Here is a 12,044-nt window from a genome sequence, read left to right on the forward strand (position 1 = left end):
GCTTGTGTGCGCAAACTCACACGATGTTAACCATCGCTTAGCTATGCTGGCGGCTTGAACCGATAGCACTCGCAAAAGGCCATGTCGTTTCGGACGAACAGGTTTGGTGGCGCAGAATTGGTGCCCTTCCCCAGAAGGACGCCGAGCGCGCCCGCCTCCGAATCCCTTCTGCCGGTTCTGATCATCCTGCACCAGGAATCCTCCACGCCCGGCCGTGTTGGCAATGCGCTGCGCGCGCTTGGCCATCGTCTCGACATCCGCAGGCCGCGCTTCGGCGATCTCCTGCCCGATACGCTCGACCGGCATGCCGGCGCCGTGATCTTCGGCGGTCCGATGAGCGCCAATGATCCGGACGATTACATCCGCCGCGAGATCGACTGGATCGAGATTCCGCTTCGCGAGCAGCGGCCGTTCCTCGGCATTTGCCTCGGGGCGCAGATGCTGGCGATGCAGCTCGGCGCGCGTGTCGCGCCGCATCGGGAGGCGCTGACCCAGATCGGCTATTATCCGATTCGCCCGACTGCGGCGGGCCACGCGCTCTGTCCGGACTGGCCGGCGCGGGTCTATCACTGGCATCGCGAAGGGTTTGAGTTGCCGCGAGGTGCCGAACTGCTGGCGGAAGGCGATGATTTTCCGAACCAGGCGTTTCGGACAGGCAATGCCTTCGGCGTGCAGTTTCATCCTGACGTGACTTACGCGATGATGCATTGCTGGACCACGCGCGGCTATGACGGGCTGAGCGCGCCCGGTGCGCGGCAGCGGCATCATCATTTCGCGGACCGCGCCGTCTACGACGCTGCGGAACGCGCCTGGCTCGATCACTTCATCGACGGCTGGCTGGCGCGCCGGCCGGTGCTGGCGCAAGCCGCCGAATAATCGCGTCTCCACGCAAGCCCTCATCCCTGACTATGCTAGGCTCACTGCCAACGAGCGCGCACGAACGCGTGCCGGCCGACAAAGGGAGAGCGCGATGGCCTATGAACACATCCTCTATGAGGTGAGCGACAAGATCGCGACCATCACGCTTAACCGCCCCGACCGCATGAATGCGTGGACGCCGACCATGGAGCGCGACGTGCGCCACGCGATGGAAACCTCAAACGCTGACGACAATGTTCGCGTCATCGTGCTGACCGGCGCGGGCCGGGCGTTCTGTGCCGGCGCCGACATGGACGCGCTGAAGGGGCTCGATCCCGACGACGTCAGGCGCGCCTCGAACCTGCCGCCTTTCGACATGAACCGCCGGCCGGACTGGCAGACGCGCTACGGCTTCTATCCATCGATCGGAAAGCCGGTCATCGCCATGCTCAACGGCGCAACCGCCGGTATCGGCCTCGTCCATGCGCTTTATTGCGATCTGCGCTTTGCCGCCGACAACACCGTGTTCACGACGGCCTTCGCGCGGCGCGGCCTGATTGCCGAGCACGGCATCAGCTGGATGCTGCCGCGCATCGTCGGCCACGCCAACGCGATGGATCTGTTGCTGTCGGCGCGGCGCGTGGGAAGCGAGGAGGCGCTGCGAATCGGGCTGGTGAACCGGCTGTGTCCGCCCGAGAGGCTGCGCGAGGAAACCTACGCCTATGCGCGCGACCTTGCAGATTTCGTCTCGCCGAGCGCGATGGCCGTGATCAAGCGGCAACTCTACGAGGTGCCGTTCCAGACCCTGGCCGAGGCGACCATCGAGGCGAACAGGGAGATGATGGTGGCGCTGAACGGCAGCGATTTCCGCGAGGGGGTTGCGAGCTTCATGGAGAAGCGGGCGCCACGGTTTACGGGAAAGTAGGGGGAATTCGTGGGACGATAAGTCCGTCTTCGCCCTGCGGGCTTCGCCGGACACCACGCTTCGCCCTTCGGGCTCCGTCGTGGCTGCGCCACGCGTAGCCCGGAGGGCGAAGCGTGGTGGAGCCAGGCGGGATCGAACCGCCGACCTCGTCATTGCGAACGACGCGCTCTCCCAGCTGAGCTATGGCCCCTTTGCTGGCCGCTCTGGTAAACGCGGCCGACAACCGGGCGCCATTTAAGTCCCCGCCAAGGTCAAGTCAAGGACGGGTGTAAGGGGGTTTTAGCCGTCCCCGGTACCGACTTCCCTTGTTTGGGCCGGGGGGAACCGATATCTAGCGAAGCCTGTACGCAGGTCCACGGGAGACGAGCCGAATCCATGAAGCCTATCGTCTTTGTGCTGATTCAAATTATCAGCCTTTACAGATATATACTGATCGTTGCGGCGATCTTCTCGTGGTTGATTGCGTTCAACGTCGTCAATACGCGCAACCAATTTGTCGCGGCGGTAGCTGAATTTCTGTATCGCATAACCGAGCCGGTCCTGGCTCCGATCCGGCGACGCCTGCCCTCTTTTGGTGGTTTGGACATCTCGCCGATCATCGTCTTCTTCCTGCTGCTGCTGATCGAATTGTACCTGGAAGGATACGTCCTACCCTACGTTCCATAGGGGCATATGGAACCTTTGCTGGAACCTTGGCGCACCTCCACCACGGGCATCAGCATCGCGTTGCGGGTGACGCCGCGTGGCGGCCGTGACGGTGTCGACGGGATCGAGCAACTCTCCGACGGCCGCAGCGTGCTCAAGGTGCGCGTGCGGGCCGTCGCTGATGGCGGCGAAGCCAATCGTGCGGTGCTGGCGCTGCTGGCGAAATCGCTCCGCGTACCCAAGGCCAGCGTCAGCCTGCTGTCGGGGACGACGTCGCGGCTGAAGCAGGTTGCGATCGAGGGCGATCCGGCACGGCTTATTGAGGCGTTGCGCGAGCTCGCATCAGGCAAATCGAAGGACTAGGGAACTGACATGACGGCCAAGATCATCGACGGAAAAGTCATCGCCGCGGACCTGCGCGCCCGCGTTGCCGAGGAGGTCACCCGCGTCAAGCGCGACCACAATCTGGTGCCTGGCCTTGCCGTGGTTCTGGTCGGTCATGATCCCGCCAGCGAGGTCTATGTCCGCTCGAAGCATAAGCAGACCCAGGCCGCCGGCATGGCGTCGTTCGAGCACAAGCTGCCCGCGGACGTCTCGCAAGCGGATCTGCTGGCACTCGTTGCAAAGCTCAACCGCGATCCCGCGGTGCACGGCATCCTCGTGCAACTGCCGCTACCCAAGGGCCTGGACACCGAAGCCGTGATCAATGCCATCGATCCCGCCAAGGATGTCGACGGCCTGCATCCGAACAATGCCGGGCGGCTTGCCGGCGGCTTCCAGGCGCTGTCGCCCTGCACGCCGCTCGGCTGCATCATTCTGACCAAGAGCGTGCATGCTTCGCTCGAAGGCATGAATGCCATCGTGATCGGCCGCTCCAATCTGGTCGGCCGTCCCTTGGTGCAATTGCTGTTGAACGAGAACGCCACGGTGACGATCGCGCATTCGCGCTCGCGCGACCTGCCCGCGCTCGTGAAGCAGGCCGACCTCGTCTATGCCGCGGTCGGCCGGCCCGAGATGGTGCGTGGCGACTGGCTGAAGCCGGGTGCGACCGTGATTGACGTCGGCATCAACCGCATTCCGCAGGACGACGGCAAGACCCGCCTCGTCGGCGATGTCGCCTATCAGGAAGCGCTTGGCGTTGCCGGTGCGGTGACGCCGGTGCCTGGTGGCGTCGGCCAGATGACCGTCGCCTGCCTGCTGGTGAACACGCTGCGTGCGGCTTGCGCGATCGCAGGCCTGCCGAAGCCGGCGGTGTAGTCAAACCCTCGTGCCCCGGACGCAGCGCAGCGCTTTAGCGGTGCGCAGCTGAGCCGGGGCCCAGTGGTGGCATGGGTCCCAGCTCTGCGTCGCGTCCGGGACACCGATAACTCAGCCCTTCTTTTTCTTCTCGCGCTCGATGCCCTCGAGGATCAGCTTCTGCGCTTCCTCGGGGCCGCCCCAGCGCGTGATCTTCACCCACTTGCCCTTCTCGAGATCCTTGTAGTGCTCGAAGAAGTGCTGGATCTGCTGCAGCGTGATCTCAGGCAGGTCGGAATACGACTTCACCTTGTCGTAGCGCTGCGTCAGTTTCGACGACGGCACCGCCAGAATCTTCTCGTCGCCGCCGGCCTCGTCTTCCATGAACAGTACGCCGACCGGGCGCACGCTCATGACGGCGCCGGGAATGATGGCGCGGGTGTTGACGATCAGCACGTCGCAGGGATCGCCGTCATCGGACAGCGTGTGCGGGATGAAGCCGTAGTTACCGGGGTAACGCATCGGCGTGTAGAGGAAGCGGTCGACCACCAGCGTGCCGGCTTCCTTGTCCATCTCGTATTTGATCGGCTCGCCGCCCACGGGGACTTCGATGATGACGTTGACGTCGTGGGGTACGTTTTTTCCGATCGAGACCGCATCGATACGCATTCAGAAGGCTCCGTTGTTGCCGAGGTTAAATCGCGCCCGGCAGCGATTTTGGCGCTGTCATACGCGGGCTTGGCCCGCCGATCCATGGTGTTTTTGTGAAAAAATGAATCCAACGATCACCGGCCCAAAATGCGGGCGGTATCGACGGATGGGATTTGCTGCCGACTAAAGTTTCAGCAGCTGAATAGATCCGAACCCTAGTTGGTCCAGGCGAAGGCAACCTTGTCGAGCGATTTCGGTCCGAACCGCTCCGAGGAGCGCGCCACCATGCGGCCGCCGAGGGCGCGGTAGAACTCGGTCGCCGGATCGTTGTCCGAAAGCGCCCACACCACCATGCTCTTGAGATTGCTCTGCATGAGATCACGGCGGGCCGCGGCGAACAGGCGCCGGCCGAAGCCGAGGCCCTGAAATTCAGGGCGCAGATACAGCTCGTAGATCTCGCCGTCGAAGTGCAGGCTGCGGGCGCGGTTGCGGCCGTAATTGGCGTAGCCCGCGATCTTGTCGCCGAACACGAGCACACTGACGCGGCTGCCCTTGCGGATCGCGCTGTCCCACCATTGCGGACCGCGGCGGTTGATCAGCTTCTCCAGCTCGGCGCCGGGAATGATGCCCTGATAGGCCGAGCGCCAGGCTTCGTCATGGGTGGACGCCACCGCAGTTGCATCTGCAGCTTTGGCCGGCCGGACCTCGATCAGGGTTGTGCTCATGGACGCGATCAAACCAAGTCGCCGCCCTGGCGGCAAGACCTATCGTTAATTATCGGTTAACCTGTGGACTTTCTGCATCAGTATTTTGACCATGTTGTACCGAAAGAAGACAAGTGGCCAGTTCGAACGGCACCGGCGTGCCGTACATCAGTGCAAAACTGCTTTGCGACAACCAATGAACCGCAATGGCAGCGCAGAAAGTCCGCCCCAAATGATTCGTTCCTACTAATGTGGACATCGCTGTCCGTGCACGCCTTCGGCAATTCATGCGGCTCTTCAACACAGTTGCGCTCCTGCCTTTGCTGACCCTGCTAACCGCGCCGCCTCTGTGCGCACAGGTCACGTTCGGGCCATCGGGCCCGGAAGGAGAGCCGCTTCGCCGCCAGGACTGGCGCGTGCCGTCGCCGGATACCGACATTGCCGCACGCGCGCTGTTGTTTCGCCCCGCAGGCACTGGTCCCTTCCGGCTCGCCGTGATCGCACATGCGTCGACGCAGAACGTGCTCCGTCGCGCGCAAATGCCGCAGCCCGACTATCGCGCGCTGTCCGCGTTTCTGGTCGCGCGCGGTTTTGCCGTGCTGGTGCCGGAGCGGCTCGGCCATGGCGCGACCGGCGGCCGCTATATCGAGGACCAGGGCGGCTGCGACGAAGCGGACTATGTCCGCGCGGGCCGAGCCACCGCCCAAGAGATATTGTTCGCATCAAAATATCTGCAGAAGCAGGATTTTATTCGCAAGGATGCCGCGGTCGTGATCGGCCATTCGGCCGGCGGTTGGGGCGCGCTCGCGCTCGCAAATGGTGATCCGAAAGAAATATCCGCGATCATTGCCTTTGCACCCGGGCGCGGCGGTCACGCCAATGATGAACCGAACAAGATCTGCGCGCCGCATACGCTCCTCGCCGCCGCGGCCGAATTCGGCAAGGCGGCGCGCATTCCCGTCACGTCGCTGGTCGCAGCCAATGACAGCTATTTCTCGCCGGCATTCTCGAAAACTCTGGCGGATGCGTTTCGCAGCGACGGCGGCAAGGACGATCTCCGCACGCTGCCCGCCGTGGGGACCGAGGGCCACTGGATGATCGAGACCGAGGCAGGCGTTCAGGCCGCAACCAGCGAGCTCGCGCGGGCGCTGAACCTGCCCAAGCCCGCAGCGACCAAGAAGCCATGACGCTGTATTTCCTGGTCAAATATCTGCACGTGCTCGGCGCCATCGTCATCCTCGGCACCGGAACCGGCATCGCCTTTTTCATGCTGATGGCGCATCGCACTGACAGCGCCGATTTCATCGCGCGCACGGCGTCGGTGGTGGTGATTGCGGATACGATCTTCACGCTGTCGGCCGTGATCCTGCAACCGGTCACCGGCGGCTTGCTGATGATGCTCTCTGCCACATCGATCACTGAGCGCTGGATTCTGGCCTCGCTCGCGCTCTATGCCGTTGCGGGCATGTTCTGGATTCCCGTCGTCTTCATGCAGATCGAGATGCGCGATCTCGCGCGCAAGGCCGCCGAGCAAGGTGTCGCGCTGCCGGAGCGCTACTTCGTCCTGTTTCGCCGCTGGTTCGCGTTCGGCTTCCCCGGCTTCGGCGCCACGATGCTGATCCTGTGGTTGATGATCGCAAAGCCGTTCTGAGGGAAGTGATGAGCCAGCGAACCATTTTGGTGCTCGGAGCCTCCGGCCTGATCGGCCGCTTCGTCACCGACGATCTGCGCACGCGTGGTTTTCGCGTGGTCGGTCTCGCGCGCAGCCTGCTGCCGGCGCAGAAGACGAGCGCGCTCGATCTTGAGCGACCGATCCTGTCACTCGATGCCGCCGCGCTGGCGCGCCTGCTCAGCGAGCACGCCGTGGATGTCGTCGTGAATTGCCTCGGCGTGCTGCAGGACGGCCCCGGCAGCGACACCAATGCCGTGCATCGCGATTTCGTCGCGCGCCTGCTTCAAGCCATTGCCGGCAGCGGTCGTGCGATCCGGCTGGTGCACATCTCAATTCCCGGCAACGCTGATGCCGATCGTACCGCCTTCGCTACCACCAAGCGCGAGGCGGAGCGGCTGATCGCGGCCTCCGGCATCCCCCACGCCATCCTGCGGCCCGGCTTCGTGGTCGCGCCGTCAGCCTATGGCGGCAGCGCCATGCTGCGCGCGCTCGCCGCCTTCCCATTGGATCTGCCGGCGAAGGAAATGGCGACGCCTTTTCAGCCTGTCGCGGTCGATGATATCTCCGCGACCATCGCCTGGCTTGCCGCGCGCGACGTCGATGATGCCTCCGTCCGGGCCGTGAGCTGGGACCTCATGCAATCCGAACCGATCACGATGGCTGGCGTCATCAAGCAGTTTCGCCTTGCGTTCGGCACGGCCGGATGGCCGCACATCGCAATGCCTGACTTCATGCTCGATCTGGGCGCCAAGATCGGCGATCTCGCCAACAGGCTCGGCTGGATGCCGCCGATGCGCTCCACCGCCATCGCCGAGCTCCGCCGCGGCGTGCGAGGCGATCCCTCGGCGTGGATCGCCGCCACGGGCATCGTGCCCAGGACGCTGATGGAAGCGATCGGGCGCCATCCCGCCACCATCCAGGACGTCTGGTTCGCGCGGCTGTTCCTGATCAAGGCGCTGATCATTGCGAGCCTGGTCGCGTTCTGGCTCGTCTCCGGCTTCATCGCGCTGTTCGTGTCCTACCGCGCTGCCGCTGGTATTTTGACTGCGCACCATTTTCCGCCTTCGCTGGTCGATCCCATCACGACAGGCACCAGCCTGATGGACATGAGCATCGGCGTGCTGATTGCCTTCCGCCGCACCGCCGCGATCGGGCTCGTTGCCGGCATCGTCGCCTCGCTCGGCTACATGTTCGGCGCGGCGATCCTGACGCCAGATCTCTGGATCGAGCCGCTCGGCGCGCTCGTGAAGACAGGTCCGGCAATCGTGCTGATGCTCGTTGCGCTTCTGATGCTGGACAATCGCTGATGGCAAGATGGTCCGACGATGACGTGATCCTGTTCGACGGCGTCTGCATCTTCTGCTCGCGCTGGGTGCGGTTCGTCGCAAAGCGCGATACAGCGAAGCGATTCCGCTTCACGCCGATCCAGTCGGATTATGGTGCGACGCTCGCACGCACCTTCGGCATCGACCCCGATGATCCCGACACCAACGCCGTCGTCCATGGCGGCGAGGCGTTCCTGAAATCAGACGCTGCGCTGACAGTGCTGTCGCATCTCCCCGGCTGGGGCTGGGTGCGTGCGCTGTTCGCGGTGCCGAAGCCGCTGCGAGATTTCGTCTACAGCCTCATCGCCCACAACCGCTACCGCATCTTCGGCAAGTACGATGTGTGCTTCGTGCCGGATGCGGATTTGCGGGCGCGAGTGATTGAGTAGTGCCGCCTCGTCATTGCGAGGGCGAAGCGACGAAGCTATCCAGACTACCGCCGCGGACAGGTTCTGGATCGCTTCGCTGCGCTCGCAATGACGGAGTGTATGGCTACGGCTCGCCTAGAGCCGCCAGCACTTCTCTTGCCGCTCGTTCGCCCGTGTCCCTTGCGCCATGCGCCGTCGTGAAGAAATTCGGCGAGGTCGCTTCGCCCGCGAAGAACAGCCGCCCGTCCACCGGCGCGGCCAGCACGGCGCGGTCGCCGGCACGCCCCGGAAGCGCGTGCGAATAGGAGCCTCGCGCGAACGGATCGCGCCCCCAGCGCGACTCGTAGAGCGGCTTCAGCTTGCGGCGGATGTCATTGCCGAGAAAGCCCGCGATCTCGTCGATGCTGTGCGCGGCGATGGCGCCCTCGCCGGCATCTTCCAGCGCGCGGGCGAAGCTGCCGCCGAAAAAACCTTCGATGCAGGGCTGGCCGAACGGGCGGATGTGATAGGTGCCCATCTCGGTGCGCATCGTGGCGCCGCGCAGGTTTGCTTCCTTGGGAAAGGCTTCGGCGCCGTCGAGTGCCAGCGTCACCTTGTCGTCGATACCGAGCGGCAGGCCGGCGCAGGCATCGACCTTGGCCGGCAGTGGCGGCGAGAAGCGGATCGTCTCATCAGCGATCAGATTGGTCGGCACGGTGACGATCACCTTGTCCGCGGTCAGCGCGCCCAGCGACGTCTCGATGCGGACACGTCTGTCGGAATGGTCGATCAGCGTGACGTTGCAGTTCAGCGCCACCGGGCAGGGCGCACCATAGGCAGCGACCAGCGCGCCATAGCCGCGGCGGACGCGCCAGTTGAGCTCGCTGTCCTCATAGGCGTCCCAGTCGAGCGTCGACATGTTCTTCAGTTCGCAGCCGTTGATATAGGTCGAGATCGCGTCGATCATGGGATTCCAGCGATTGCCTGGCTCCAGGCTTCGGCTCGCAGGCTCGTCCTTGCCCTTCTGCGCGGCCTGCCAGAGCCGCTCGTAGAAGGCGTCCATCGCGCGCATGAAATCGTCGCGCTCGCCTTGCGGAAACGCATTGCCATAGGCGCGCTCACGCCAGGGCGGCAGGTCCTTGTTGAGCTCGAAATCGAGTTTTCGCGCGATCGGAACGAAGGAATTCTTGTCGGCGGAGTGCAGCCAGCCGCAGCCGACATCGAAGATCACCGCAGGTGAGGCCTGCACGGTCCAGGCGCGGCCGCCGAGCCGGCTACGCGCCTCCAGCACGATCATGGAGAGGCTCGAGGCCGCCAGCCCATGCGCCGCGCCGAGGCCGGCGGCACCGGCCCCGATGATGGCGACGTCGACGGAGGAGGGGAAGGACATGGATGGGCTCTAGCACGTCCGCTGGGTGTGCTGAAGCCGGGCAGTTATGCCGTTCTCGTGTCCCGGACGCGGTGCGGCGTGCAACGCCGCTCCGCAGAGCCCGGACCCAAGGTGATGTGCAGGAGGTGAGAACGTCTGGGCCCCGGCTCAGCAGCGCATCACTATCTGCTGCGCTGCGTCCGGGGCACGAGAGAACGGCGGCCTTAAGCCACCGCCTCCTTGGCCTTTTCGGCGCGCTTGCGTTCGTTCGGGTCGAGGTGCTTCTTGCGCAGGCGGATCGACTTCGGCGTGACCTCGACGAGCTCGTCGTCCTCGATATAGGCGAGCGCCTTTTCCAGCGTCATGCGGATCGGCGGGGTCAGGCGCACCGCTTCGTCCTTCGAGGTGGTGCGGATGTTGGTGAGCTGCTTGCCCTTGAGCACGTTGATCTCGAGATCGTTGTCGCGGGTGTGCTCGCCGACGATCATGCCCTTGTAGACCTTCCAGCCCGGCTCGATCATCATCGGGCCGCGGTCTTCCAGCTTGAACATGGCGTAGGCGACCGCTTCGCCCTGGTCGTTGGAGATCAGCACGCCGTTGCGGCGGCCCTGGATCTCACCCTTGTACGGCGCATAGCCGTGGAACAGGCGGTTCATGATCGCGGTGCCGCGGGTGTCGGTGAGCAGCTCGCCCTGATAGCCGATCAGGCCGCGGGTCGGGGCGTAGAACACCAGGCGCTGACGGTTGCCGCCCGAGGGCTTCATCTCGATCAGCTCGGACTTGCGCTCGCTCATCTTCTGCACGACGACGCCGGAATGTTCCTCGTCGACGTCGATGACGACTTCCTCGATCGGCTCCATGGTGGCGCCGGTGGCTTCGTCCTTCTGGAACACGACGCGCGGACGCGACACCGAGAGCTCGAAGCCCTCGCGGCGCATGGTCTCGATCAGGATCGCGAGCTGCAATTCGCCGCGGCCGGAGACTTCCATCGCATCCTTGTCGGCGGATTCGACGACGCGCAGCGCAACGTTACCCTCGGCTTCGCGCAAGAGACGGTCGCGGATCATGCGGCTCGTCACCTTGTCGCCCTCGGTGCCTGCGAGCGGGGAGTTGTTGACGATGAACGACATCGACACGGTCGGCGGATCGATCGGCTGGGCCGGCAGCGGCACCTCGACGGTCGGATCGCAGAAGGTGTCGGCGACGGTGCCCTTGGTGAGGCCCGCAATCGCGACGATGTCGCCGGCTTCGGCTTCATCGAGCGGCGTACGCTCGAGACCGCGGAACGCCAGGATCTTGGTGATGCGCCCGGTCTCGACCAGCTTGCCGTCGGCATGCAGCACCTTGACCTGCTGGTTCGGCTTGAGCACGCCGGACGAGATGCGGCCGGTGATGATGCGGCCGAGATAGGGGTTGGCTTCGAGGATGGTGCCGATCATGCGGAACGGACCTTCCTCGACCTTCGGCGGCGCGACGTGGCGCAGCACCAGATCGAACAACGGCTTCATGCCCTTGTCCTGCGGACCCTCGGGGCTCTCGGCCATCCAGCCCTGCTTGGCTGATCCATAAAGAATCGGGAAGTCGAGCTGCTCCTCGCTGGCGTCGAGCGCCGCGAACAGGTCGAACACCTCGTTTATGACTTCGGTCGGGCGCGCGTCGGGGCGGTCGACCTTGTTGATGACGACGATCGGCTTGAGGCCGACCTTGAGCGCCTTGGAGACCACGAACTTGGTCTGCGGCAGCGGGCCTTCGGCGGCGTCGACCAGCACCAGGGCGCCGTCCACCATGTTCAGGATGCGCTCGACCTCACCGCCGAAATCGGCGTGGCCGGGCGTGTCGACGATGTTGATGCGGGTGTCCTTCCACTGCACCGAGGCCGCCTTGGCCAGAATGGTGATGCCGCGCTCGCGCTCCAGATCGTTGGAGTCCATGGCGCGATCAGTCACCTTCTGGTTCTCGCGGAACGTGCCGGACTGCTGGAGGAGCTTGTCGACGAGGGTCGTCTTGCCGTGGTCGACGTGGGCGATGATGGCGACGTTGCGGAGATTCATGAGTGAGCTTCTTTGCGGTCGGACAATGGGTTAAGCGCGATCTCGCCGGTCAAGCCGGGACCTCTTCGCAGGAACAACGCTGGAAACGTGGAAAACGGGGCCTGCTACGCCCAAAAAGGAAACCCGGCCATATCGACCGGGTAGCCTATGCGTTTGCGCCGCAATATAGGCAAAAAACGCCAAAAAACAATGCGTTCTTTCAGGGTTGGTTGATTGAATTTTGCCCGGGAATCCCCGGGGCTTAGGGGTGGTCCGGGCCAA

General features: G+C 64.2%; 14 protein-coding genes and 1 tRNA gene. 10 read left to right on the forward strand and 5 right to left on the reverse strand.

The features are described from left to right. The first annotated feature begins 81 nt into the window (after nt 1-81). Together XH89_RS01590 and XH89_RS01595 are read left to right on the forward strand one after the other, a co-directional pair. Nucleotides 82-876, forward strand: a complete 795-nt coding sequence (locus tag XH89_RS01590) for a glutamine amidotransferase (protein WP_194465405.1) — start codon at nt 82-84, stop codon at nt 874-876. Nucleotides 877-970: 94 nt separating this feature from the next. Continuing rightward, entirely contained in the window at nt 971-1,783 is an 813-nt protein-coding gene (locus XH89_RS01595; protein ID WP_194465406.1) for an enoyl-CoA hydratase, read from the forward strand. A gap of 114 nt (nt 1,784-1,897) precedes the next feature. Here the strand turns inward: XH89_RS01595 and XH89_RS01600 are convergent. Beyond that, nucleotides 1,898-1,973, reverse strand: a tRNA-Ala gene (locus XH89_RS01600). Between the two features lie 185 nt (nt 1,974-2,158). Between XH89_RS01600 and XH89_RS01605 the strand changes: the two genes are divergently transcribed. Genes XH89_RS01605 through folD form a run of 3 tightly spaced genes read left to right on the forward strand, consistent with a single transcriptional unit; the run spans nt 2,159 to nt 3,685 of the window. Further along, nucleotides 2,159-2,449 carry a YggT family protein gene (locus tag XH89_RS01605; RefSeq protein WP_194465407.1) on the forward strand — a complete coding sequence of 97 codons (291 nt, stop codon included), beginning with the start codon at nt 2,159-2,161 and terminating at the stop codon, nt 2,447-2,449. Between the two features lie 6 nt (nt 2,450-2,455). Then, the gene (locus XH89_RS01610; protein ID WP_194465408.1) at nt 2,456-2,791 is read left to right on the forward strand and encodes a DUF167 domain-containing protein; all 336 of its coding nucleotides are present in this window, start codon (nt 2,456-2,458) and stop codon (nt 2,789-2,791) included. 9 nt (nt 2,792-2,800) lie between these two features. Then, entirely contained in the window at nt 2,801-3,685 is an 885-nt protein-coding gene (folD, locus tag XH89_RS01615; RefSeq protein ID WP_194465409.1) for a bifunctional methylenetetrahydrofolate dehydrogenase/methenyltetrahydrofolate cyclohydrolase FolD, read from the forward strand. A gap of 111 nt (nt 3,686-3,796) precedes the next feature. Here folD and ppa read toward each other — a convergent pair whose 3' ends face one another. Beyond that, nucleotides 3,797-4,333, reverse strand: coding sequence for an inorganic diphosphatase (ppa, locus tag XH89_RS01620; RefSeq protein WP_194465410.1), 537 nt, complete (start codon nt 4,331-4,333; stop codon nt 3,797-3,799). A gap of 197 nt (nt 4,334-4,530) precedes the next feature. Further along, nucleotides 4,531-5,040: a GNAT family N-acetyltransferase gene (locus tag XH89_RS01625; RefSeq protein ID WP_027555342.1), complete on the reverse strand. Its 510-nt coding sequence runs from the start codon at nt 5,038-5,040 to the stop codon at nt 4,531-4,533. Nucleotides 5,041-5,306: 266 nt separating this feature from the next. Between XH89_RS01625 and XH89_RS01630 the strand changes: the two genes are divergently transcribed. From XH89_RS01630 to XH89_RS01645, 4 genes are read left to right on the forward strand one after another with little or no spacing between them, the layout of a single operon-like run. Then, complete coding sequence (locus XH89_RS01630; protein WP_194465411.1) at nt 5,307-6,206, forward strand: dienelactone hydrolase family protein; 900 nt, start codon at nt 5,307-5,309, stop codon at nt 6,204-6,206. Next, a complete protein-coding gene (locus tag XH89_RS01635; protein ID WP_194465412.1) occupies nt 6,203-6,670 on the forward strand; it encodes a DUF2269 domain-containing protein in 468 nt (155 codons plus the stop codon). Before XH89_RS01630 ends, XH89_RS01635 begins: the two co-directional genes overlap by 4 nt. An 8-nt stretch (nt 6,671-6,678) precedes the next feature. After that, the gene (locus XH89_RS01640) at nt 6,679-7,998 is read left to right on the forward strand and encodes an SDR family oxidoreductase (protein ID WP_194465413.1); all 1,320 of its coding nucleotides are present in this window, start codon (nt 6,679-6,681) and stop codon (nt 7,996-7,998) included. After that, nucleotides 7,998-8,405, forward strand: coding sequence for a thiol-disulfide oxidoreductase DCC family protein (locus XH89_RS01645; protein ID WP_194465414.1), 408 nt, complete (start codon nt 7,998-8,000; stop codon nt 8,403-8,405). The genes XH89_RS01640 and XH89_RS01645 overlap by 1 nt, the downstream gene beginning before the upstream one ends. A 103-nt stretch (nt 8,406-8,508) precedes the next feature. Here XH89_RS01645 and XH89_RS01650 read toward each other — a convergent pair whose 3' ends face one another. Together XH89_RS01650 and typA are read right to left on the reverse strand one after the other, a co-directional pair. Beyond that, nucleotides 8,509-9,753, reverse strand: a complete 1,245-nt coding sequence (locus XH89_RS01650) for an NAD(P)/FAD-dependent oxidoreductase (protein WP_194465415.1) — start codon at nt 9,751-9,753, stop codon at nt 8,509-8,511. Between the two features lie 203 nt (nt 9,754-9,956). Continuing rightward, nucleotides 9,957-11,783: a translational GTPase TypA gene (typA, locus tag XH89_RS01655; protein WP_194465416.1), complete on the reverse strand. Its 1,827-nt coding sequence runs from the start codon at nt 11,781-11,783 to the stop codon at nt 9,957-9,959. A gap of 2 nt (nt 11,784-11,785) precedes the next feature. Between typA and XH89_RS01660 the strand changes: the two genes are divergently transcribed. Further along, nucleotides 11,786-12,028, forward strand: coding sequence for a hypothetical protein (locus tag XH89_RS01660; RefSeq protein WP_194465417.1), 243 nt, complete (start codon nt 11,786-11,788; stop codon nt 12,026-12,028). Nucleotides 12,029-12,044: the final 16 nt, after the last annotated feature.

Source organism: Bradyrhizobium sp. CCBAU 53340 (assembly GCF_015291645.1).
Lineage (GTDB): Bacteria > Pseudomonadota > Alphaproteobacteria > Rhizobiales > Xanthobacteraceae > Bradyrhizobium.